Below are 22,343 nucleotides of genomic sequence, written 5' to 3'. Positions count from 1 at the left end.
GTATGTTGGGGAGGAAGAAGAAAATAGGAATTTCCCTGCTGTTGGCGGGCTTTGTAGTTCTGAGCGTTTTCAGCATAGGCGTTGGCAGGGCCTCCGGGCAAGAGCCAAAGCCCCTCAACGTCATAATAGTGTGGCACCAGCACCAGCCCTACTACTACGACCCTGTGCAGGACATCTACACGAGGCCCTGGGTCAGGCTCCACGCGGCAAACAACTACTGGAAGATGGCCTACTACCTGAGCCTCTATCCGGATGTTCATGCGACCATAGACCTCTCCGGCTCCCTCATAGCCCAGCTGGTAGACTACATGAACGGCAAGAAGGATGTGCTCCAGGTCATAAGTGAGAAGATAGCCAACGGCACCCCCCTGACCCTCGACGAGAAGTGGCAGATGCTCCAGGTTCCCGGGGGCTTCTTCGATCACACCATCCCCTGGAACGGTGAACCCGTCACTGACTCCAACGGAAACCCAACGAGGGACTTCTGGGACCACTATACAGAGCTCAAGGACAAATTAATGAACGCAAAGGAGAAGTACGCGAACTTATCGCTCGAGGAGCAGAAGGTAGCCATAACTGGCGAGTTCACCGAGCAGGACTACATTGACCTCGCCGTCTACTTCAACCTCGCCTGGATTGACTATGGCTACATAATGGATCACCCCGATCTGAAGGCCATATACGACAGGGTTGACCTCGGCAACTACACGAGGGAGGACCTCCAGACGGTTCTCTACCACCAGGAGTGGCTCCTCAACAACACCTTAGCTGAGCACGAGAAGATAAACTACCTCCTCGGCAACGGCAACGTTGAGGTTACCGTCGTTCCCTACGCCCACCCGATTGGCCCGATACTCAACGACTTCGGCTGGGAGAGCGACTTCGATGAGCATGTAAAGGTCTCCCACGAGCTTTACAGGGAGTACCTCGGCAACGGAACCGTTACCCCCGTTGGAGGCTGGGCGGCTGAATCGGCGCTCAACGACAAGACTCTTGAGATACTCGCCGAAAACAACTGGACATGGGTCATGACCGACCAGATGGTTCTCCAGAATATGGGGATAGAGAACACCGTTGACAACTACTACCACCCATGGGTGGCCGAGTTCAACGGAAAGAAGATCTACCTCTTCCCGAGGAACCATGATCTAAGCGACCGCGTCGGCTTCCGCTATTCTGGAATGAACCAGTACGATGCCGTCAACGACTTCGTGAACGAGCTCCTCAAGATCCAGCAGCAGAACTACGATGGTTCGCTCGTTTACGTCGTTACTCTCGACGGTGAGAACCCATGGGAGAACTATCCATACGACGGAAAGCTCTTCCTTACCGAGCTCTACAAGAAGCTTACCGAACTTCAGCAGCAGGGACTCATAAGGACCGTTACGCCGAGCGAGTACATAAAGCTCTACGGGGACAAGGCCAAGGTTCTCACGCCCAAGGCCATGACGTATCTCGACCTCGAGAATAATACTAACGCTCTCCTTAAAGCTCAGAGCCTCAACGAGCTTTACGACATGGCCGGCGTTGAGGGAACCCACCAGTGGCCCGAGAGCAGCTGGATAGACGGAACGCTCTCCACCTGGATAGGCGAACCCCAGGAGAACTACGGCTGGTACTGGCTCTACCTTGCCAGAAAGGACCTTATGGCCAATAAGGAAAGCATGAACCAGAGCGCCTGGGATAGGGCTTACGAGTATCTGCTCCGCGCGGAGGCCAGCGACTGGTTCTGGTGGTACGGAAGCGACCAGGACAGCGGTCAGGACTACAGCTTCGACCGCTACTTCAAGACCTACCTCTACGAGATTTACAGGTTAGCCGGTCTCGAGCCGCCGAGCTACCTCTACGGCAACTACTTCCCCGATGGAGCTCCCTACACAACAAGGGCCCTCACTGGGCTAAGCGAGGGTGAGATAAAGACTTACTCAAGCCTTTCCCCACTTGCTGATAATGTAAGCGTTTACTTTGACGATGACGGCCTGCACTTCGAGGTTACCGGAAACCTCAGCGAGTTCGAAGTAAGCATATGGGAACCCAACAGACGCGTTGGCAACACCTTCACGGTCCTTCAGAACAGACCAGGCGAGCTGAAGTACACAATATTCCCGTTCTCAGCTGACAGCGTTGGACTTATGATAACCAAGCACGTTGTCTTCAGAGACGGGAAGGCGGAGATCTACAATGCCACCGACTATGACAACTACGAACCACTCGCCAACCTTGCCGTCTCAGTAGAGAACGGAAAAGCGGTGGTCACGCTTCCCTTTGACTACCTCGAGAGCCCGAGCGACTTCTACTTCGCGGTCTCAACGGTAAAGGACGGAAACCTCGAGATAATAAGCACCCCGGTTGAGCTGAAGCTTCCAACCCAGGTTACAGGAAAAGTCCTTGTGGATATGGTTGACCCCGAGGGTGATGATCACGGTCCGGGAACCTACACTTACCCGACCAACCCGGTGTTCCAGCCAGGGGTCTTTGACTTGCTCCGCTTCAGGCTCCTCGAGCAGACGGACAGCTACGTGATGGAGTTCTACTTCAAGGACCTCGGTGGCAACCCGTGGAATGGGCCGAACGGCTTCAGCCTGCAGATTATTGAGGTTTACCTGGACTTCACGGACGGTGGAAACACCTCTGCGATAAAGATGTTCCCAGATGGGCCGGGAAGTAACGTTGACCTCGACCCAGAGCATCCGTGGGACGTTGCTTTCAGGATAGCCGGCTGGGACTACGGAAACCTGGTTGTCCTCCCGAACGGGACTGCTATACAGGGTGAGATGACGATTTCGGCTGATCCAACAAAGAACGCAATCATCGTAAAGGTTCCCAAGAAGTACATCCAGCTCAACGAGAACTATGGCCTCTGGGGTGCGGTGATCAGTGGTTCGCAGGATGGTTATGGGCCGGACAAGTGGAGGCCTGTGCGTGTTGCGGCAGAGGAGTGGGCTATTGGTGGGGGAGATGCTGACGCTATCATAGCTGGAGTTGCTCCCAGGGTTATGGATCTCCTCGCTCCAGCTGGATTCAAGCCAACACAGGAAGAACAGCTCCAGAGCTACAACACGGAAGCAGAAACAAGAGCAACTGTGAAAGCCCTCCAGCTGATAAAGCCCGCAATAGTAGTAGAGGATCCCGAGGGTGATGACCACGGTCCGGGAACCTACACTTACCCGACCAACCCGGTGTTCCAGCCGGGGGTCTTTGATCTACTCAAGTTCAAGATGGTCGAAAAAGACGACTACTGGCACATGGAGTTCTACTTCAAGGACCTCGGTGGCAACCCGTGGAATGGGCCGAACGGCTTCAGCCTGCAGATTATTGAGGTTTACCTGGACTTCACGGACGGTGGAAACACCTCTGCGATAAAGATGTTCCCGGACGGGCCGGGAAGCAACGTTGACCTCGACCCACAGCGCCCGTGGGATCTCGCCCTTAGAATTGCAGGATGGGACTACGGAAACCTGGTTGTCCTCCCGAACGGGACTGCTATACAGGGTGAAATGAAGATATCAGTCGACCCCACAACCAACGCGATAATCGTCGACCTGCCCAAGAAGTACATGGAGATCAGCGAAGACTACGGTCTCTATGCAGCAGTGCTCGTTGGTAGTCAGGATGGTTATGGGCCGGACAAGTGGAGGCCTGTGCGTGTTGCGGCAGAGGAGTGGGCTATTGGTGGGGGAGATGCTGACGCTATCATAGCTGGAGTTGCTCCCAGGGTTATGGATCTCCTCGCTCCAGCTGGATTCAAGCCAACACAGGAAGAACAGCTCCAGAGCTACAACACAGAAGCAGAAACGAGAGCAACCGTGGTTATGTTGACGCTTGTGGAGGGCACTGCCCAGGGTGGCGGTGAAACGACCACTACAACTACGACGTCACCGGCTACGACTACTGCGCCTACGAGCACGCCGGTTACTGTTACTAAGACGGTGACTAAGACTGAGACTATGACTAAGACCGTGACTGACACCATGACAGAGACTTTTACTCACACTACAACTAAAACTGAGACTAAGACTGAAACAATGACCAAGACTGAGACTACGACCAAGACTGAAACAAAAACCGAAACCACCGGCGGTGGCGGAATCTGCGGACCGGCAATCATAATCGGCCTAACAGCGGTTCCGCTACTACTAAGAAAGAGACGCTGACTTCCTCTCTTTAATAAATTTTTTGGAGGTGGTAGAATGGCGGAAGTGAGGCTCATCAACGTGTGGAAGCAGTTTGGTGACTTCACCGCGGTTAGGGATATCAACCTCCACATAAAGGATGGGGAGTTCATGATTCTTCTGGGCCCGAGCGGTTGCGGTAAAACAACGACGCTGAGGATGGTAGCCGGCCTCGAGGAGCCCACAAAGGGTCAAATCTACGTCGGGGACACCCTCGTTGCTGACCCCGAGAAGGGAGTCTTCGTTCCCCCCAAGGACAGGGACATCGCCATGGTCTTCCAGAGCTACGCTCTCTATCCACACATGAGTGTTTACGACAACATCGCCTTCCCGCTCAAACTCAGGAAGGTTCCCAAGGACGAGGTAGACAGGCGTGTCAGGGAAGTCGCTGAAATGCTGGGCTTGAGTGAACTCTTAAACAGAAAACCGAGGGAGCTTTCCGGTGGTCAGAGGCAGCGTGTCGCCCTTGGGAGGGCCATCGTCAGGAGGCCCCAGGTGTTCCTCATGGACGAGCCGCTCTCGAACCTGGACGCGAAGCTCAGGGTGAAGATGCGCGCCGAACTGAAGAAGCTCCAGAGGCAGCTTGGGGTCACTACAATCTACGTCACCCACGATCAGGTCGAGGCGATGACGATGGGTGACAGGGTGGCGATCATAAACGCCGGGGAACTCCAGCAGGTTGGGACGCCGGATGAGGTCTACGACAGGCCGGCTAATACATTCGTGGGGGGATTCATCGGCTCGCCGCCCATGAACTTCCTCGATGCAACCGTCACAGAAGACGGTTTCGTGGACTTTGGCCCCTTCAGGCTCAAGCTCCTGCCTGACCAGGTTGAAGTGCTGGAGGAGAAGGGTTACCTCGGAAAGGACGTCATCTTTGGCATTCGCCCGGAGGATGTCTACGACGCCTTCTTTGCCCAGGTGAAGATTCCGGGGGAGAACATGGTCAGGGCCATGGTGGAGATAATTGAGAACCTGGGTGGGGAGAAGATAGTTCACCTGAGTGTTGAGGACGTTGTCTTCACTGGCAAGTTCCCGGCGGAGTCGAAGGTCAGGGAAGGCCAGGAAGTCGATGTGGTCTTCGACATGAACAAAATCCACATCTTTGAAAAGGGCAGCGGAAAGGCAGTCTTCTGAATCTTTTTAAGTTCCCGCTCTCATTTTCTTCCATGCCGCTTGAGGACTTCGCGGAATTTCTTGCGCAGAACGTTCCAAAGGGTAAGATAGCGGAGCTCGGGATAGGCTTTCAGTTCAAGGTGGCGCTCAGGCTGAAAGAGCTCGGCTACGACGTTCTTGCCGTTGACTGGAACCCCTCATCGGTCGAGAAGGCCAAAAAACTCGGCATCAACGCATTTAGGGATGACCTCTTCAGCCCGAACCTCGGCCTTTACAGCGGAGCCAAAGCGCTTTACTCGGTGAGGCCAACGCCCGAGATAGTGAAGTCCATCCTCGAACTCGGGGAGAGGCTTGGAGTTCCGGTTTACATTCTCCCCCTCGCAGGGGATACAGTGCCGAAAACCCTGAGGCTGTTCAACTTCCGTGGACTGGCCATCTACGCCAAACCTATTTAAACGCCTGCCAAAGTAGTATCGGTGGTGGCGATGAAGCTCTTTGGCACGGCTGGAATACGCGGAACGCTGTGGGAGAAGGTCACGCCCGAGCTGGCGATGAGGATGGGGATGGCGATAGGGAGCTATGCCGACGGTGAGGCCGTTGCCGTCGCGAGGGACGGGAGAACTTCGAGCGTCATGCTCCAGAGCGCAATGATAAGCGGCCTTCTCAGCACGGGCAAGGAGGTTCTTGACCTCGGGCTCATTCCGACGCCAGCTTTGGCCTGGGCAACGAGGAAGCACGCCGATGCCGGTGTCATGATAACTGCCTCCCACAATCCACCGACGGACAACGGGATAAAGGTCTTCAACGGTGATGGCACTGAGTTTTACGTTGAACAGGAAAGGGAACTTGAAGAGCTCTACTCCTCCGGGAGCTTCAGAAAAGCGAACTGGGACGAGATAAAGTCGGTCAAGCCCGTCGAGGTCATCGACGACTACATCGGTGCAGTTCTCGATTTCGTGAACCATGAAACAGGCCTTAAGGTTCTTTACGACGGTGCGAACGGGGCCGGAAGCGTGGTTGCTCCCTATCTCCTCCGCGAGATGGGGGCAAGGGTGATAAGCGTCAACGCTCATATCGACGGCCACTTCCCCGGGAGAAAGCCCGAGCCAAGGTACGAGAACATAGCCTACCTCGGACAACTCGCGAGGGTGCTGGGCGTTGACCTCGTAATAGCCCAGGACGGGGACGCGGACAGGATAGCCGTCTTCGACGAAAAGGGGAACTACGTTGACGAGGACACGGTCATAGCGCTCTTCGCGAAGAGGTATGTTGAAGAGCACGGCGGTGGAACCGTTGTCGTCTCCATAGACACGGGCTCGAGGATAGACCACGTTGTTGAGGAAGCCGGTGGAAAAGTCGTCCGCGTCCCCCTCGGCCAGCCCCACGACGGGATAAAGAAATACGGGGCCATTTTTGCAGCCGAGCCCTGGAAGCTCGTCCATCCGAGGTTCGGCCCCTGGATTGACAGCTTCGTCACGATGGGCCTGCTTTTGAAGATGATGGACGAAGAGGGGAAGCCCCTCTCCCAGATCGTTGAGGAGAGCATTCCCACTTACTACCTTGCCAAGGAGAACGTTAAATGCCCCGATGGGCTTAAGGAGGAAGTCGTGAGGAAAGCCGCCGAGGTTCTCAGGGAAAAGCTTAACGATCAGATAGCGGAGGTTCTCACGATCTCCGGCTACCGCTTCAACCTTAAAGACCGCTCCTGGGTTCTCATCAGGCCGAGCGGGACAGAGCCCAAGATAAGGGTCGTCGCCGAGGGGCCGACCGAAAAAAGGAGGGACGAGCTCTTTGAGCTCGCCTACGGGATAGTAAAAGGAGAGGTTGAAAGGCTCAAACCAACCTCGCCGGTCTGAGAGTTTTCACCGCTATGTCCTTTTTGTTTATCATTACCCTCAGCCCCTCCTTTGCAACGTAGGTCTTGACCCCGGTGATGTTTTCGATGTACTCGGCTTCCTTGTAGGGGTTGGCGAGGTGCATCTTCATGCCGATGTGGGTCATTACCAAAGCCTCGGGCTTTTTCTCCATGTTTTTGAGCATCTCCACGGCGTTATCGGTGCTGAGGTGGTAAGGAATCCCCATGTCCCTCGGCCTCGTCACCGCCGCTATGATGAGCCTCGCGCCGTCATGCCACTCGATAAGGCCATCGAAGTAGGCCGTGTCGGATATGTACGAGATGTCGCCGAACCTGGTCTTCATGCGGAAGCCGATGGTCGTTGGGTCCGAGTGCTGGCTGGGCGTTATTACGAGCTCCTCCTCCCCGAGGGGTATCCTGCTTCCCGGCTCTGGTATGTGGACGCTCTCAAGCACGTCAAGGTGGTACCTGCCTATGGCAGGCGTGTGGGTCTCGTCGCCGTAGACCACGCTCTTCGATGCTATCAGCGCCCCCCTCTTCTTGAGGGCTCCGCCGGTCATAGCTTCAACCATGACCTCGAGGTCGTTGCAGTGGTCGACGTGCCTGTGGGAGACGAATATGGCGTCGAGCTTCCTTGGGTCGAGCTTGTACCTCCAGCTCCTCAGGAGGGCCCCCGGTCCCGGGTCGACGTGCATGTTTTTGCTGGCCTGTATGTGGAAACCCCCCGTGGAGCGGAACTGGGTTATGGTTATGAAGCGCCCCCCTCCGCTCCCGAGGAAGGTTATCTCTATCAACTCTCCACCCCCGTTTCTTTTGCAGATGTAGGAGTATCCCCTTTCTCGGTATATAAGGGCATTGGCCGAGTTGTATCGCTGAAAAAAGTGCGCATCCATGTATAAAAATGCTGGTCTGCACACTTTTGAACTAACGTGCTGTTATCCTTTATTGTGTTGGCGGCAAAAATTTGGCATATTAAGTGTGGCATATCGTTACAAATGTCCATAAAGGGGAGAACAAGCGTTATGATGGTTCAATTTGCGAAACGTTTTTTAACACGAAGTGCGAAGATGTTCCTGCCTCTTCCATCCAGGGGGTGAAGGAAAGTGGAGTTCAAACCCTACGTACCCCCCGAAGAATCCCTGCCCGAATACACCGTTAAGGCGTTTGTTCTTGGTGTTTTGCTTTCGATTATAATGGGCGCGGCAAACGCCTACCTTGGATTGTACGCTGGTATGACAGTCAGCGCCAGCATCCCTGCGGCCGTTATATCGATGGCGATACTCTTTGCCTTCAAGGACAGGAACATCCTCGAGAACAACATGGTACAGACCGCCGCTTCCGCCGGTGAGTCCCTCGCGGCCGGAGTTATCTTCACGTTCCCGGCTTTAGTAGTGCTCGAATATTACACGACCTTCCCGTACTACTTGGTGACCATCATAGCGGCCCTGGGCGGCTCCCTCGGTACCCTTTTCACTGTGGTGCTCAGAAGGGCGTTCATAGTCGAGGAGAAGCTCCCCTACCCAGAGGGCACTGCGTGTGCCGAAGTCCTTATAGCGGGGGACAAAGGTGGAAGCCACGCTAAGCCTATACTCTGGGGCGGAATCTTTGGAGGTGTCTTCAAGCTCCTCGGCAGCTCCGGCCTCTGGGCAGGAACCGTTGAGACCGCCAAGTTCTTTGGAAGAAGGGTCCTCTACTTCGGAAGCGACCTCTCCGCTGCACTCATAAGCGTTGGCTACATCGTCGGCCTCAACATAGCTTTCCTTGTCTTCCTCGGCGGTGCCATTGCCTGGTTCATAGCAATTCCTATCTACGCGGCTAAGATGGGTAACCCCGATGGTCTGAGCGCCTTAGACCTTGCCTGGACCATCTGGAGCACCAAAATAAGATACATGGGCGTCGGTGCGATGGTCGTCGGCGGCCTCTGGAGCCTCGTCAAGCTCAGGGGACCGATATCGAGGGGCATCAGGGCTGGACTTGAAGCTGCTAAGCACAGACAGGCCGGAGGAACCCTCCCGAGGACAGAGGAGGATTTACCGCTCAACTACGTCCTGATACTCATAGCGGCCTTCGTGATTCCAATGTTCCTCCTCTACGCTCACATCCTTAACTCAATAGGGATTGCGGCGATAATGGCCGTCCTGATGCTCATCCTTGGCTTCTTCGGAAGCGCGATAGCCGGCTACCTCGCCGGTGTCGTTGGCTCCTCGAACAACCCCGTCTCGGGAATCACCATCATGAGCCTCCTCTTCACGGCCCTCATACTCAAGGCCCTTGGCTTCTCCGGCACAGAGGGAATGGTGGCCACAATCCTCGTGGCGGCGGTTGTTTGTACGGCAGCCGCTATAGCTGGGGATATCATGCAGGATCTTGCAACAGGTTACCTCGTCGGTGCGACCCCCAAGAGGCAGCAGGTCTTTGAGATAATAGGTACCTTCTTCGCCGCCCTCGTCATGGCCCCCGTGCTCAACCTCCTAATCCAGGCCTACGGTATCGCTGGAACCCCAACGGCCAAAGAGAACGCCCTCGCGGCCCCGCAGGCCTTCCTCATGGCCAAGGTTACCCAGGGTGTTTTCAAAGGGACCCTTGAGTGGAACATGGTCTTCATTGGCGCAGGCATAGCGGTTGTTCTCATACTCCTCGACGAGATACTCGCAAAGAAGGGCTCGAAATTCAGAACCCCTGTCATGCCAGTAGCGGTTGGAATCTACCTGCCGTTCAGCCTCGGCGTGCCGATATTCTTCGGCGGTCTCGTCAGGCACTTCGTCACCAGGGTCAGGAAAGACAGTGCGGAGAACCCGACCGACCCGGGCGTCCTCGGTGCGGCGGGACTCATAGCCGGTGAGGCTCTCATGGGCATCGTCTTCGCTGCTCTCATCGTTGCAGGGACTGCACCCAGCGTCGGCTTCAGCAGCGACCTCCTGGGAGTCATCCTCCTGGTTGCAATAGCGGCCTGGCTCTACATTATCGGCAAGAAGAAGTGAGCCCTTTCCATTTCCTTCCCCACCTTTAAATTTCAGGCGCCGGAGGAACGATCATGGAAGAGTATCTGAACCTTGTTCCGGTTCGCAACGGGAAAGTCCAGCTCAGGAAGGTCGAGGGAAAGTACTACCTCCTCATCCCTATGGAGTCAAAGCTCGACTTTTTAGCCAGGAAGCTCCACGGGGACTACAGGAGGATAGAGCTTGACGAAGTGGGGGCTTACATCTGGGAGCTCTGCGATGGCAGGAAAACCGTTGCGGAGATAGGAAAGGCCCTGAAGGCGCGCTTTGGGGAGGAAGTTGAGCCCCTTTACGAGCGCCTGGTGACGTTTCTTTTAGAACTGAGGAAAAGGTATCTGGTTGGGTTTAAAAGGGATGAGGATATAGTCCAAGGTGGTGACTGAAATGGGCGAAATCCTTGATAGGGTCTCCCGGGAGATCGAAAACCTCCGGGACGAGATGGTGGAAACCCTAGTCGAACTCATAAAAATCCCGGCGATAAGCCCTGACTACGGAGGAGAAGGCGAATACGACAAGGCCCAGAAACTGCTCGAAATGATAAAGGACTGGCCCTTTGATAAGGTTGAGGTCTACAATGCCCCCGACGGGAGGGCCAAGAACGGCGTCAGGCCGAGCATCCTGGCCTATTACTACGGCGAAAAAGGCGAGAAAAGCGAGAGACTGTGGATTCTGACGCACCTCGACGTGGTTCCTCCGGGGGATTTGAGCAGGTGGACGGTTACCGAGCCCTTCAAGCCCTTAGTAAAGGACGGAAAGGTCTACGGCAGGGGGAGCGAGGACAACGGCCAGAGCCTGGTCTCTTCCCTTTACGCAGTTAAAGCCATGATGAACCTCGGGATAAGGCCGAAGAGAACAGTAGTCCTTGCCTTTGTCAGCGACGAGGAAACTGGAAGCCACTACGGCGTCGAGTGGCTGATAAAGAACCATCCGGAGCTTTTCAAGAAGGAAGACCTCGTTTTAGTTCCCGATGGCGGAAACGAGGATGGAACTTTCGTGGAGGTGGCAGAGAAGAGCATACTCTGGTTCAAGGTCAGGGTTAAGGGGAAGCAGGTTCACGCGAGCATGCCCCACAAGGGCCTCAACGCTCACCGCGTCGCCCTCGACCTTGCTTACCACCTTGACAGGCTCCTCCATGAGAAGTATCCCACGAGGAACGAGCTGTTCGAGCCGCCGGAGAGCACCTTCGAGCCGACCATGGTCAAAAATCCCGCTAATAGTCCCAACATAGCGCCCGGAGAGCATGAGGTGGTCTTTGACTGCAGGGTTCTGCCCAACTACAGCCTCGACGAAATCCTTGAAGACGTGGGAAGACTCACCGAGGAAGTAAAGGAGAAATACAGGAAGGAGATCGATGGGAAGATCCTTCCGGAGATAGAGATAGAGGTTCTCCAGCGCCTCGACGCCCCCGCTCCGACCGACCCTAACAGCGAGATAGTTGTTCTCCTGAAGGACGCACTCAGAAAGCTCCGCGGCAAAGACGCTAAAGTCGGAGGTATAGGCGGCGGAACCTTCGCGGCCTTCTTCAGAAAGCTCGGCATTCCAGCCGTTGTCTGGGCGACCCTCGACGAGATGGCCCACCAGCCCGACGAGTATGCCAAGATCGACAACATGGTGGAAGATGCGAAGGTCATGGCCGCTCTGGCGCTTCTGTGAACTTTTCGTTTTCAGCTCTTCGTGGGAAGGAAAGGGGGAATGAGCTTTTAAAGAGTCCCCCAACTTTTTCCATGCCTGCCTGGAAGGACGGAAAGCTTGGGTTGCCAGTTAAGGAAGCTGTTAAGCTCTTTCCCGGGCTTGAGAAATACCTTGACGAACGCGGAAGGCTCGATCTCTCGAACAGGGAAGCGAGGATACTCTACAACAGGGCGATTGCGAAGGCCGTCTTCGGGTTAGACATCGAATACCACCCGCGGGGCCTGGTTACTACCCCTGTTTCGCGCTACCTCTTTCTTAACACGTTCCTCCGGGGCGGTGAAAGGGTTCTGGAGATAGGCACCGGGCACACAGCCTTAATGGCCCTCATGGCGGAAAAGATATTCAACTGTGACGTTACTGCTACGGAGCTCGATGAAGAGTTCTTTGAGTATGCGGGGAGGAACGTTGAGAGGAATAAAGGTAAGGTGAAGCTGGTCAGGAGCAACGGTGGAATAATCCGGGGAGTTATCCCAGAAGGCGAGAGATTTGACGTTATTTTCTCCGCCCCGCCCTATTACGAGGTCCCTACGAGGGGGGTTTTAACGGAAAGGGAGGGCGTCGGTGGCGGAAAGTACGGTGAGGGGTTCTCGGTGAGGCTGGTGGAGGAGGCGCTTGACTATCTGAGGCCCGGCGGAAAAGTGGCGCTCTTTCTTCCGGACAAGGGGCCCCTGATAAAGGCCATAACAAAAAGGGGAGAAGAGCTGGGTTACTCTGTTAGAGACGTCCGCTTCAAGGCCGGAACGAGGTGGAGGCACAGCCTGATTTTAGCGCTCTAAGATTTGGGCTGTTTGTAGTACCTCCCCAAATATTATGATTACCAAAAACTTTTTATAATCGGACTACAACAGTTATTATTGAAAAACTCTATCTGGAGGTGACAAGGATGAAACTCTGGGAAGTACGGAGTAGCAGTTGGGGCAGCGTCAGGATACTCAGTGAAAATAGCAAATGGTATGACTATCTTTAGCCCAATGTATCTCCTCGAAGCTAGAAGCATAGATTATGACGGGCTAGAAAAGAACGTTAAGTATTATAAAACTCTTTATTGGAAACAAAAATACGATCAAAAAACTAGTTATGGGTACAAAGTAGTCGCGGTTGCATACATCCAAGTAGACAGGAAAGTTGAGCACGCGCTTTGGTTTGACTCCAAGGAAACTGTTATATATAGTCCTAACGCAGATGTGGGGGAAATGTGTACATAAATGCCTGAGTTTGCAACAGGTGGGGACCATATGAAATCGGAAGTCTTTATTGTCCTTTTTGTTGTCTTGGTGTTTTCTATCCCTTTAGTAGTTGCTGGAGGTTCGACAAAACCCTTCCCCCAAGTCGAAGGTAGCGTGTTAGTAGTGTCTTTAAATCAAACCGGAAGTGAAACCTATATGACGGTCCCGTTTCTTACGAACACCTCCGGCGGAAACGTTGTCTATAAAGGCTGGGTTAAGGTGGTGGGGTTTGAAAATCTCGGAAAGAAAGTGAGGATAACACTACAGTTCAAATTTGATGATCCTTCCTCCTATCTGGAGAATCTGACAGGAATGGACCTCCTCAACGACGGGGTTCTCAACAAAACGATCACCACAAGCTTTTTGGTGGATAGGGAAAGCAACACCTTCGAATTAAACGGCACCTGGGTTTTCTTCCCCTTTCTTTTCCTTCAGCCCGAGGAATCAAGGCCCTTCCATATCTTCGAGTTTCTGAGGACAGAGAAGTACGGAAGTGTAAGGGCCGAATTGGCCAACGGCATAAGGGTTGAGGTTGCCGATGCCCTGGAGCTTTACTCAACCGGAACGTTCCAATACCTCTTTTGCTCGGCCAGCATAGCAACAGAGAACGTGACCTGTGAGGAACCTATTGAGCTCAGATACGCGAACGTTATGACCAAGTCCCACTACGTGTTTGGGGCGGACGTTCTCTTTCCCTCGGATCCCTTTGGAATCTACCGCGGCCCTGTGATGCTGAGCTTCCAGTTGGCCCCCTCTGAGGACGTGCTCAGGGTCCTCCGGGAGAGGAATGGTGATGGGAAATTTTACATGGTGATCCCCATACTGGTTGGTATTGCAGTTTTAGGCTTAATTCTCCGGAGGGGAGGGGAATGAGGTACGCGGCCCTCGAGATTGGGTCCAGTAGGAGTGTTATCCTTGTGATGGTGCTTGCTCCAGCCATAGTGCTATACACCGCGTGGCACGCTTTTTTGGGGCTTGACCTTGGAGACCTCGGCGGTGCTGAGTTCATGAAGACGGCTCAGAAAAACGAGGTAGGTGAAGTTGTCTCCAGTTTTGAAAAGGTGCTTGAGCCTTTTCTCTCGGAAGTCCTAAGGGCTCAGATAAAGGCCTTTGAGAACGGCATCAAGACCTTTCTTGTGGGGTCTTTTCTCACGCTATCTACCCTAACATCGATGACTTTCTGCAGGGCCATCACTGAAGGCTCAATAATAAATGAGATCGGGCTCCTCAGGGAAAGGAGAAGGGTCTTTTTCGAGAGGGTCATTCCCCTTTTCATTTACGCTGGTTTTATGTCCACCCTACTGAGTGCCGGAGCGATGATTTTTCTGCCTTTTACCGGGGTCGAAGTTACCAAGAGACTCTTGGGTGCCCTCCTCATCACGACGTTCTTGGCGTCACTGTGGGGCATCTTTCTATCCGCGATAGTTGGATCCCTGCTGAGAGACAACGTCTACTCCCTCCTCTCCGCTTTTTTTGTGGTCGGGATTTTTCTCTTTGCTGGAAACTACGGGGAGTTGCTGTTTCCATTCGCTGGGGCCTTTGAGTTCCTTCTCTCAGGTGGGCAGAGCATGGAGCTCGTTGTCATATTTGGCCTTTCTATATTTGCGGTCTCTCCCCTAGCGGCCCTAAAAGCCTTTGAAAGGGGGGATTACTATTGAGGCTATCCCAGATGTTGGCCCTCTCCACCCTCGCTTTTATAGTTGCGGCATCCTTCATCATTTTTAACGTCTCCCATAGTGAGGTTACGCTACACTTCACGTCCTTCGGAAATCCGGAAGGAAAGAGTTACTACATTTTCATGAAGGAATTAATACTACCTTTTGCTGGGACATATGAAGTCACTGGATCCAACGTGACGATCCTAACCCTGGAAGGGAGTTTCAATGGGACATTTATGACGCGGGACAGGGCCGTTGGAGTTATCTCCGTCCAAAAGGTTGGAAACGAGCAAATTGTGAGGATAATCCCAAGGATCGGAGTTTCCCCGGCAAGTATTGTGGTTCTAACCCTCATCGGGGTGGGGTGGGCGTATGCTGTTAGAGTGCTCAAACTTGAGTAAATCCTGCGACAACGTGAAGGCGCTTGATGGGGTTAGTTTTGCGTTGGACAAGGGAATTTCCTTCATACTCGGGCCTAACGGAAGCGGAAAGACGACGTTTATCAAAATAATGAGCAACCTCATTAAACCGGACTCCGGAGATGTTAGGATCCTTGGGAGGCCCTATCTCGACCTAAAGCCAGGAGAGATTGGTTTTGCCTTTGAGAAGACCGTTTTTCCGCGCTTTGTTAAGGTTGGGGACTATCTCCATGCCGTTGGAGAAATACGGGGAAACGATAACTCCGATGAGATCATCTCACTCTTTCAGCTCGAGAAGGTCAGGGAAAAACGATTTTCAGAACTGTCGCAAGGGTACAAGAGAAGGTTTCTCGTGGCGAGCGCCTTTGTGGGATTCCCAAAGGTGGTTTTTCTTGATGAGCCCTTCAGCAACGTTGATATCACGGCCAGAAAGATAATGATGGAGGTTTTTATGGAGCTGAGGCACAGGGTTAACGTGGTCATAGTTTCGCACGTGTTTACGAACGTTGAACGGATTGATAGCTTAGTTCTGTTGAGAAGCGGGAGGGTTATTGGCAACCTTCGAGGGGACGACCTTAGGGGGATGAACGGGTTCAGGGCCAGCTTTGACGATGGAACCGTCGTCATCAACGACGTTGAAAAAATAAACGAGCTTATTCTCGGGGGAAAAAGGCTCGTTTCGATAGAGCCCGTTTCCTTGGAATCCTGGCTCATGGAGAGGTTTTAAATGCAGTATCGTGGGACTCAGACCGTGGGCGTCTCAGCACTCACGCCGGTCTCAGAGGAGGTGCTTTCTCCTCATCGTCCCGTGGTGTTCCTTTCCTGCTTGTTTTGATTCGGAGTGTGTTAAAGTTTGTGGTGCGAAATTTTTAATTTTTGTGCTGTGATTCCTATGGCGTAATAGTAAGCCCGAATAGGACTTGCTGAAAGTCATGAAGATCTGGGGGCGACCATTCCCTCGATTCCCCTGCGGCGGTAGGAGTGGGGGACTGCTGAGGAAGATGGTGAACCCCAGTGAACGTACCTGAAAGGCTCGCAAGGTTTAAGTTCTGAAAATCCAATTTTGGTTGGGTGACTCGATGGGGGAAAACATTGACATTTCCCTGATACTCCGTGATATTCAAATCATGAGGAAAAAACTGGACGAGATAGAGGAAGAGCTCCTCAAGTTAAAGATCGGCAGGCTTGAGGAAGAGGAAGTAAGTGAAGAGGAACTCGAGGAGCTCGAGAGACTTTCCAGAGAAACCCTAAAGAACGGAGTCCCCTGGGAAGAGGCTAAAAAGGAACTGGACCTTTGAGGTGCCCTGAATGGCTTACGAGGTTCTCGTTCACAGAGACGTTCTGAGGGAACTCAAAAATGCTCCCGAAAGCGTGCGTAAAAAATTTGGGGAGCTGGCCGAAGAACTCAAGTTTAACCCTGTCCCCTCCGAAAAGTTCGACGTCAAAAAGCTCAGAGGGAGGGAAAATACATTCAGGGTTCGATTGGGCGACTATCGAGTTATCTATGAACTCCGGAAAAAGGAACTTCTTATCCTGATGCTCAAATTTGGAAAGCGTGAAAATGTGTACAAATAGTTTTTGTTTCCGCCAACAATTCTCCGAAGGCTAAAGGAAAGGAACTTTTGTTCACTTCATGTCCTCCACGTATAGGAAGAGCGCCTTAAGGTACTCGGTGTCCTTTGAGGCCATCAGTATCGGGTGGTCGGGGGCCTGGGTCCTGTAGGGCTCGAGCATTTTGAGGAACTTTCCGGCTTTCGCGGCTGCGGCGATGACCATGTCCTTGAAGGTCTGCATGTCCACATGCTGGGAGCAGGAGGCTGTAACCAGTATTCCACCTTCTTTGACGAGCTGTAAGCCTGCATAGTTTACGTTGAAGTAGGCGCGAAGACCCTGCTTGAGGTCTTTCTCGTGCTGGACGAAGGCCGGGGGATCGAGGATCACTACATCGAACTTCTCGCCCTTCTTTATCATCTCCTCCATAACTGGGAAGGCCGAGCCAACGATGTACTTCATTCTGTCCTCGACGCCGTTGAGCCTGGCGTTTTCCTTTACCATTTCTATGGCCCAGGGCGACTTATCGATTGCAACGACCTCTTCTGCTCCTGCAACTGCTGCATGTATTGCGAAGCCTCCCGTATATGTGAAAACATCCAGAACGCGCATCCCTGGCTTGACGTACTTCTCCAAAGCGATCCTGTTCTCCCTCTGGTCCAGGAAGAAGCCGGTTTTCTGCCCGCGCATGTCAACGATGAACTTTGCCTTGCCCTCCTCTATTATGGTGCGATACTTCTCCTTTCCGAGGAGGACGCGCTCTACCTCGGGCAACCCCTCCCTTCTCCTTGACCTCCCAGTGTTCTTCTCGAAGACGGTCTCTATCTCAGGTTCGACCTCCATTATGGCTTCAGCAACGTCGAGCTTGAACCTCTCCATCCCAGCGCTCGAAATCTGGAGGGATGCTATCTCGTTGAAGCGGTCAACTATCAGCCCTGGCAAATAATCAGCCTCCCCGTAAACCATTCTGTAAGCTTTGTCGTAGCCAAGGACTTTCTTCCTGTACTCGTTGGCCTTTCTGATCCTCTCCCGGAGGAGCTCCTTGTTCACTTCGGTGTCCTTGTCCTTGGTAATGAGCCTGACCATTATGTTGGAGTTGGGGTTGACGAAGCCCTTGCCGAGGAACTTGCCGCTCCTCGTGTAGATCTCAACTATGTCGCCCGGGCTGAAGTCTCCCTCCGTTCTCACGACTCCCTTCTTGAAGACTATCATCGCGCCTTTGCCTATTGCCCTCGCCGCTTGAGCGTCAACGATTACCCTCGCCATAGTTACCACCAGTGGGCCTTGATTTTTGGGTTTAAAAGGTTGCGTGGGTTGGAAATTCAGCAAGCTGTAGGCACCGGTTTAACCTCTTCAAGGTTGCCCAGCGATAGGTATTTAACTTCTGGAGCGTAACATCTTAGGGGTGGTTCTATGCACTTTGAGGTGGTCAAGGAGTTTCTTGAAGACATCGGTGCCGACTGGACAGAGGTCGAGGAGGAAATCCACCTCGACCCGGAGGTTTTCTACGAGGTCTGGAAGTACGTCGGTCAGCCGGAGCTCAAGACCTATATAATAGAGGACGAGGTTGTCGAGCCCGGCTCCTACGATCCACCTGAGATGAAGTACACCGATGTTAAGAAGATCAAGGTCAAGAATGTCTACTTTGAAACCCTGGATGGAAAGAAAATCGTCACGGATTACGCGGCGTTCCAGAAGATTCGGAAGGAGAGGTCTCCCTGATTTTCTTTACACTCCGATGACCAGGGGGACTATCAGGACTGCCATGCAGCTCGTTCTCCTCACTCCCCATACTCCCGCCAAGTAGCCCACGGGGGAAGACGTTGTCAGAACCCAGAGGCCGAGGAGGCCATCGAAGTACAGGGAGAGGGCTACAAGGAGGACGATGACCGCAAGGTTGAGGTGGGTGTAGGGAATCATTCTAATGAACTTCACGTAGACCCTGAGCAGCGCCATGCCAGCCAAAACCGCCAGGAACCCAACGAAGAGAGCTGAAAGAAAGAGAATATCACACCCAGGCACGGTGACTCCGTTTCTTGACATCGCAACAGTGACCCCGTTCCTTGTTCTCCCCGTGAGGGAGTAATTGATAACCCCGAAGAGGAAGTTGGCAGTGTTGATTGAGTAGGCCGCCGCCAGGAAATTTCTCTCCCCTTTTGAGAATGCAGTTGCTATAGCCGCCCCCATAGAAGCGGTAAAAGCTGGAAGGAGAGAGGAAATCATTCCAATCAGAGTTCCGGCGAAGGAAAAAGCGGCTAGGGTCCCTACGTCGATCTCCCATTGGGCTTCCTGCTCCGGAAAATCCCGGCTCCGCAGGGCGCTTATGATTACCGGGATCCCGAAAAGCCCCGTGAACAGGTGGTAGAAGGGCTCTTCCACTGGGAACCCTCGGAGGACAGTTATCCCAAGGAGCCCGGAGAGGGCCATTATGATGAGGGTCTTCGTTTTCTTGCCCTTTCCCGCGGTTAGAAGGAGGAACACCAGGAGGAGGCCAGCTGCGGTTCTTCCTATCTCTGGGCTATATCCTCTCGCCAGCGTGGGATAGATCACAGAAAGGGGAATCGAAAAGAAAACCGCCAGAAGGCTCGACCAGAGGGCTATTTCAATCGCCTCTCCTCCCTTTCCGCTGAGAACAAGCCTGTGGGCCGGCAGGACTGAAAGGGCCGTCCCTTCCTCGGGGACGCCGAGGAAAGTTGAGGGGAATGCGTCCATGAAAGTGTGGGTCAGGCCCATGGCGAAGAGGAGAAAGAAAGAACCTCCCATCTCCGCTAGAGTATTAACGTGGATTCCGGGGGTTAAGCCGGTGAAAGTTCCAAAGATGAGGCCTTTCAGCAGTTCCCAGAGCAAACGTCATCACCCGATGCCACTTCGAATGCTGTTCTGCCTTGGTAGGTCGTGAAGAAGCCGTAGGCAGTAACCTGCTCCCCTTCCCTCAGGCTTACGCCCAGGGACTTCGGGAGCTTCAGAAGAACCCAGCAGGAGCCATTCGTCACGTTGGCTATCCCAAAGCCGTTCTTGTATAGCCTGACCCACTCAACTTTCCCCTGTATTTTAGAAAAGCCACCCTCCTTTGGGTTGCATATCTCATTGGGAAGCTCCTCCCGTGGTCTTACCAGGGTGCAGTCTATGCACAGAAGGTGGGAGCCAGTGTTAAGGGCCTTTACCTTTAGCGTGTCCCCAGTTCTCGCCCGGACCCCTCTGAGGTTGAGATCTGTACAGTTGAGGGTGAAGTCGCTTTTTCCGCTCTTAACTACCGTGCATATCCCTTCTCCTATCTCCCCGGTCGAGGCCTCGTTTATCGGAACTGCCTCAGGATAACCTAAAACGCGGACATCTTCGCTGGAGTCGACGTAGACGTTGACCCTTGAGGTTAACCTTGCTCTGCCGAGGAGTTCAATGGTTTTTCCAATACCCACCGAATGGTTGTAGGGTAGATAAACGTAGACCTTTTCCTTCCCGTTCCAGACTATGACCTCGTTTTTTGCTCCAAAATAGCCCAGCACGACGCCCTTAACCAGTACTGGCATTCCGTCTTCAAAACTTCCCGAGGCGTTTTTTAGCACTGAATATTTAACTGGGTAGAACTTTGAGCCGTATTCGAGGCCGTACACAACAACGCGGGCCCCCTTTGGGATGTTTAATGGTGTTGCGAGGTCGACCCAGTCAGGGGTAAGCAGGTATGCATTTTCTCCCTTTTTCCAGTACGCACCCTCTATAGAAACTGCCAGTGGAGGTATTTCGTCGGTTTTTTCTATCCTGTACTGACCAGAAACCCTGAGGAATCCTTCTCTTTCCTCCACTTTTCCCCATATGCGGTACACGGCCCCTATCTCCAGGTTGGAAGGCACGAGAACGGTCCTGGATCCGTTGAAGAGTATTGAATAGCCACCTCCAGATTTAACGCATACCCCGAAAAAGACTTCTCCGCCGTTATCCCCGGGCGCGACCGAGTACATGGCCGCCGCGGAGAGGAGGACCCCCACGATCAGTACTACCTGGAGGAGTTTCTTCTGGACCATCAATAATGCTAAATTCCAGAAACCTTAAAAGGTTTACTCTTCAGGGTCGGAAAACCTCAGCCGCGGAGTACTATCCCGCTGGGCGTTATCTCGTAGGGGAACCAGGAGAGAGAGTGAGCGGTTCTCCTCATTCCGTAAACGCGTATGTAGCGCCTGAGTGCCCTGCCCTCCTCGACCATCTTGAGCTCGATTATACCGTCGACTATCGCTTTGACCATGGCCTCGACCTCTGGCCTTTCTACACCGGTGTTTACCTCAATGAACCAGATCTGCTTGTAGCGGTGGGCTATGTCCTTGAGCTCCTCCAGGAACTTGTATATCTCAGAGCGCTCGCTCTCAAAAAAGAGGGGCGTTATAGACGTTATGACCCCGACCATCTGGCCAGTGTGCCCGCTTGAGACGAGGCCGGTGGTGGTATCTCTAACGAACTTTGCTATCTGGGTTGGGCTGGTGGGGTCTATTATAACATCCTCTGAGAACGAGAACTTGGGGGCGCTCTTTATCCTGTGAGAGTAAGCGTCGACAAGGTAGAGGTACTCGTCGAGTATTGGGGAGAAATCCCAGCCGAACTCCTTTGAGATCTCGAGAAACTCCTTCTTTGGCATGTCAACGAGGACCACGAGGCCGGGCATTCCATGCAGGACGACCAGGTTGTAAATGAGTTGCATCTGGAAGATTGTCTTCCCCGATTTGGGGTCCCCTATGACCAGTACAACGCTCCCCTCGGGCACTCCACCTTGGATAAGGGAATCTATCACGCCGGTCTTAATCCTGTTGACTGTCAAACTTTACCACCGTCCTGCTTTTAATATATCTCGCCGCTCGGATAGACGACTATGCCCTCCTCTGTTATCTCAAAGGGATATTTCTTCATCGGATGCTTGGTTTCCCTCATCTTCCTTATGAGAATGTACCTCTTAAGCTCGATGTCCTTCTCAACGAGATCAAGGAGAATAACACCCCTCGCTATGAACTCTTCAACTCCGTACCTGCTGAGCTTGTCCCTCTTTGGATCCTCCGCCTCAGTCGTGAGGATCGTTGTAACCCCCATCTCCAGGAGTATCGTGTTAAGCCTGAGCAGGAGTTCTCTGATGTTTTTCTCTTCTCTGAGCCTTATTGCTATCGATGGTACCGAATCTATCAGTACTCTCTTGACGTTTATTGCCTTGATAACCCGGTAGATATACCGTAGAAAGCCTTCAACATTGAGGCCTTCTTCCAGCACGAACCTCTCCTCACTGGGGAGTCCAGCCACCGAGCTTACTCCGTCAATGAGGGCTATCTTTCCTTCGTCTTCATACTTCTGGAAGTCCCACCCGAAGCTTCTCATTTCCTTTCTTAGGTCGCTTACTCGCTCCTCAAGGGTGACGATAACACCGGGTTCGTTGTACAGTTCGGCACCCTTGTAAACAAACTGGGCCCCAAACGTTGTCTTCCCGGTACCTGTTGGTCCAGTGACCAGAACTGTGGTGCCCTGTGGAAATCCACCCTGGATGAGGTCATCCAGACCCGGAATCCCGGACTTAACACGGACTACATTATGTGGTGCCATCATAACCACCCACTTCAATGTAATTTACCTAAGACCCTCTGCCTTTTAGCAATCTTGTACCTTTTTGAGCCATCACTGGATATA

Annotated in this window: 21 protein-coding genes; 15 read left to right on the top strand and 6 right to left on the bottom strand. The window is 53.2% G+C overall.

The window, feature by feature from the left end; all coding sequences use genetic code 11:
• The first annotated feature begins 2 nt into the window (after positions 1 to 2).
• From ACZ47M_RS07485 to glmM, 4 genes are read left to right on the top strand one after another with little or no spacing between them, the layout of a single operon-like run.
• The gene (locus ACZ47M_RS07485) at positions 3 to 4,154 is read left to right on the top strand and encodes a glucodextranase DOMON-like domain-containing protein (RefSeq protein WP_464883391.1); all 4,152 of its coding nucleotides are present in this window, start codon (positions 3 to 5) and stop codon (positions 4,152 to 4,154) included.
• 36 nt (positions 4,155 to 4,190) lie between these two features.
• Positions 4,191 to 5,309 carry an ABC transporter ATP-binding protein gene (locus ACZ47M_RS07480; protein ID WP_464883390.1) on the top strand — a complete coding sequence of 373 codons (1,119 nt, stop codon included), beginning with the start codon at positions 4,191 to 4,193 and terminating at the stop codon, positions 5,307 to 5,309.
• A gap of 32 nt (positions 5,310 to 5,341) precedes the next feature.
• Positions 5,342 to 5,743 carry a UPF0146 family protein gene (locus ACZ47M_RS07475; RefSeq protein WP_315342341.1) on the top strand — a complete coding sequence of 134 codons (402 nt, stop codon included), beginning with the start codon at positions 5,342 to 5,344 and terminating at the stop codon, positions 5,741 to 5,743.
• Between the two features lie 30 nt (positions 5,744 to 5,773).
• The gene (gene glmM / locus ACZ47M_RS07470) at positions 5,774 to 7,144 is read left to right on the top strand and encodes a phosphoglucosamine mutase (protein WP_315342602.1); all 1,371 of its coding nucleotides are present in this window, start codon (positions 5,774 to 5,776) and stop codon (positions 7,142 to 7,144) included.
• On the opposite strand, the gene ACZ47M_RS07465 is transcribed toward glmM, so the two are convergent.
• Positions 7,122 to 7,937, bottom strand: a complete 816-nt coding sequence (locus ACZ47M_RS07465) for an MBL fold metallo-hydrolase (protein ID WP_315342344.1) — start codon at positions 7,935 to 7,937, stop codon at positions 7,122 to 7,124. The genes glmM and ACZ47M_RS07465 overlap by 23 nt on opposite strands.
• A gap of 309 nt (positions 7,938 to 8,246) precedes the next feature.
• On the opposite strand from ACZ47M_RS07465, the gene ACZ47M_RS07460 reads away from it, so the two are divergent.
• The 10 genes from ACZ47M_RS07460 (at position 8,247) to ACZ47M_RS07415 (ending at position 16,712) form a co-directional block, all read left to right on the top strand.
• The gene (locus tag ACZ47M_RS07460) at positions 8,247 to 10,124 is read left to right on the top strand and encodes an OPT family oligopeptide transporter (RefSeq protein WP_315342346.1); all 1,878 of its coding nucleotides are present in this window, start codon (positions 8,247 to 8,249) and stop codon (positions 10,122 to 10,124) included.
• A gap of 53 nt (positions 10,125 to 10,177) precedes the next feature.
• On the top strand, positions 10,178 to 10,525 hold the full coding sequence (locus ACZ47M_RS07455) for a PqqD family protein (RefSeq protein WP_315342348.1): 348 nt from the start codon (positions 10,178 to 10,180) through the stop codon (positions 10,523 to 10,525).
• Between the two features lies 1 nt (position 10,526).
• Complete coding sequence (locus ACZ47M_RS07450) at positions 10,527 to 11,795, top strand: M20 family metallo-hydrolase (RefSeq protein WP_315342605.1); 1,269 nt, start codon at positions 10,527 to 10,529, stop codon at positions 11,793 to 11,795.
• Between the two features lie 71 nt (positions 11,796 to 11,866).
• Positions 11,867 to 12,610: a class I SAM-dependent methyltransferase gene (locus tag ACZ47M_RS07445; protein ID WP_315342350.1), complete on the top strand. Its 744-nt coding sequence runs from the start codon at positions 11,867 to 11,869 to the stop codon at positions 12,608 to 12,610.
• A gap of 459 nt (positions 12,611 to 13,069) precedes the next feature.
• Positions 13,070 to 13,933 (top strand): hypothetical protein, encoded by an 864-nt coding sequence (locus ACZ47M_RS07440; protein WP_315342352.1) that lies wholly within the window; start codon positions 13,070 to 13,072, stop codon positions 13,931 to 13,933.
• Positions 13,930 to 14,718 (top strand): hypothetical protein, encoded by a 789-nt coding sequence (locus ACZ47M_RS07435; protein ID WP_315342354.1) that lies wholly within the window; start codon positions 13,930 to 13,932, stop codon positions 14,716 to 14,718. Before ACZ47M_RS07440 ends, ACZ47M_RS07435 begins: the two co-directional genes overlap by 4 nt.
• Positions 14,715 to 15,119: a hypothetical protein gene (locus ACZ47M_RS07430; protein WP_464883389.1), complete on the top strand. Its 405-nt coding sequence runs from the start codon at positions 14,715 to 14,717 to the stop codon at positions 15,117 to 15,119. The genes ACZ47M_RS07435 and ACZ47M_RS07430 overlap by 4 nt, the downstream gene beginning before the upstream one ends.
• A complete protein-coding gene (locus ACZ47M_RS07425) occupies positions 15,091 to 15,864 on the top strand; it encodes an ABC transporter ATP-binding protein (protein WP_315342359.1) in 774 nt (257 codons plus the stop codon). The genes ACZ47M_RS07430 and ACZ47M_RS07425 overlap by 29 nt, the downstream gene beginning before the upstream one ends.
• A gap of 352 nt (positions 15,865 to 16,216) precedes the next feature.
• Positions 16,217 to 16,435, top strand: coding sequence for a hypothetical protein (locus ACZ47M_RS07420; RefSeq protein ID WP_315342362.1), 219 nt, complete (start codon positions 16,217 to 16,219; stop codon positions 16,433 to 16,435).
• 10 nt (positions 16,436 to 16,445) lie between these two features.
• The gene (locus tag ACZ47M_RS07415) at positions 16,446 to 16,712 is read left to right on the top strand and encodes a type II toxin-antitoxin system RelE family toxin (RefSeq protein ID WP_315342365.1); all 267 of its coding nucleotides are present in this window, start codon (positions 16,446 to 16,448) and stop codon (positions 16,710 to 16,712) included.
• A 51-nt stretch (positions 16,713 to 16,763) separates the two neighbouring features.
• Here ACZ47M_RS07415 and ACZ47M_RS07410 read toward each other — a convergent pair whose 3' ends face one another.
• On the bottom strand, positions 16,764 to 17,954 hold the full coding sequence (locus ACZ47M_RS07410) for a class I SAM-dependent rRNA methyltransferase (RefSeq protein ID WP_315342607.1): 1,191 nt from the start codon (positions 17,952 to 17,954) through the stop codon (positions 16,764 to 16,766).
• A 147-nt stretch (positions 17,955 to 18,101) separates the two neighbouring features.
• Between ACZ47M_RS07410 and ACZ47M_RS07405 the strand changes: the two genes are divergently transcribed.
• Positions 18,102 to 18,410 carry a DUF5748 family protein gene (locus tag ACZ47M_RS07405; RefSeq protein ID WP_315342367.1) on the top strand — a complete coding sequence of 103 codons (309 nt, stop codon included), beginning with the start codon at positions 18,102 to 18,104 and terminating at the stop codon, positions 18,408 to 18,410.
• A gap of 6 nt (positions 18,411 to 18,416) precedes the next feature.
• Here ACZ47M_RS07405 and ACZ47M_RS07400 read toward each other — a convergent pair whose 3' ends face one another.
• From ACZ47M_RS07400 to ACZ47M_RS07385, 4 genes are read right to left on the bottom strand one after another with little or no spacing between them, the layout of a single operon-like run.
• The gene (locus tag ACZ47M_RS07400; protein ID WP_315342370.1) at positions 18,417 to 19,535 is read right to left on the bottom strand and encodes a tripartite tricarboxylate transporter permease; all 1,119 of its coding nucleotides are present in this window, start codon (positions 19,533 to 19,535) and stop codon (positions 18,417 to 18,419) included.
• Positions 19,517 to 20,707 (bottom strand): hypothetical protein, encoded by a 1,191-nt coding sequence (locus tag ACZ47M_RS07395; RefSeq protein WP_315342373.1) that lies wholly within the window; start codon positions 20,705 to 20,707, stop codon positions 19,517 to 19,519. The genes ACZ47M_RS07400 and ACZ47M_RS07395 overlap by 19 nt, the downstream gene beginning before the upstream one ends.
• Positions 20,708 to 20,763: 56 nt before the next feature.
• A complete protein-coding gene (locus ACZ47M_RS07390) occupies positions 20,764 to 21,492 on the bottom strand; it encodes an RAD55 family ATPase (RefSeq protein ID WP_315342376.1) in 729 nt (242 codons plus the stop codon).
• Between the two features lie 20 nt (positions 21,493 to 21,512).
• Positions 21,513 to 22,259, bottom strand: coding sequence for an ATPase domain-containing protein (locus tag ACZ47M_RS07385; RefSeq protein ID WP_315342609.1), 747 nt, complete (start codon positions 22,257 to 22,259; stop codon positions 21,513 to 21,515).
• Positions 22,260 to 22,343: the final 84 nt, after the last annotated feature.

Source organism: Thermococcus waiotapuensis (assembly GCF_055384795.1).
This window is presented reverse-complemented; position numbering and strand designations above follow the sequence as displayed.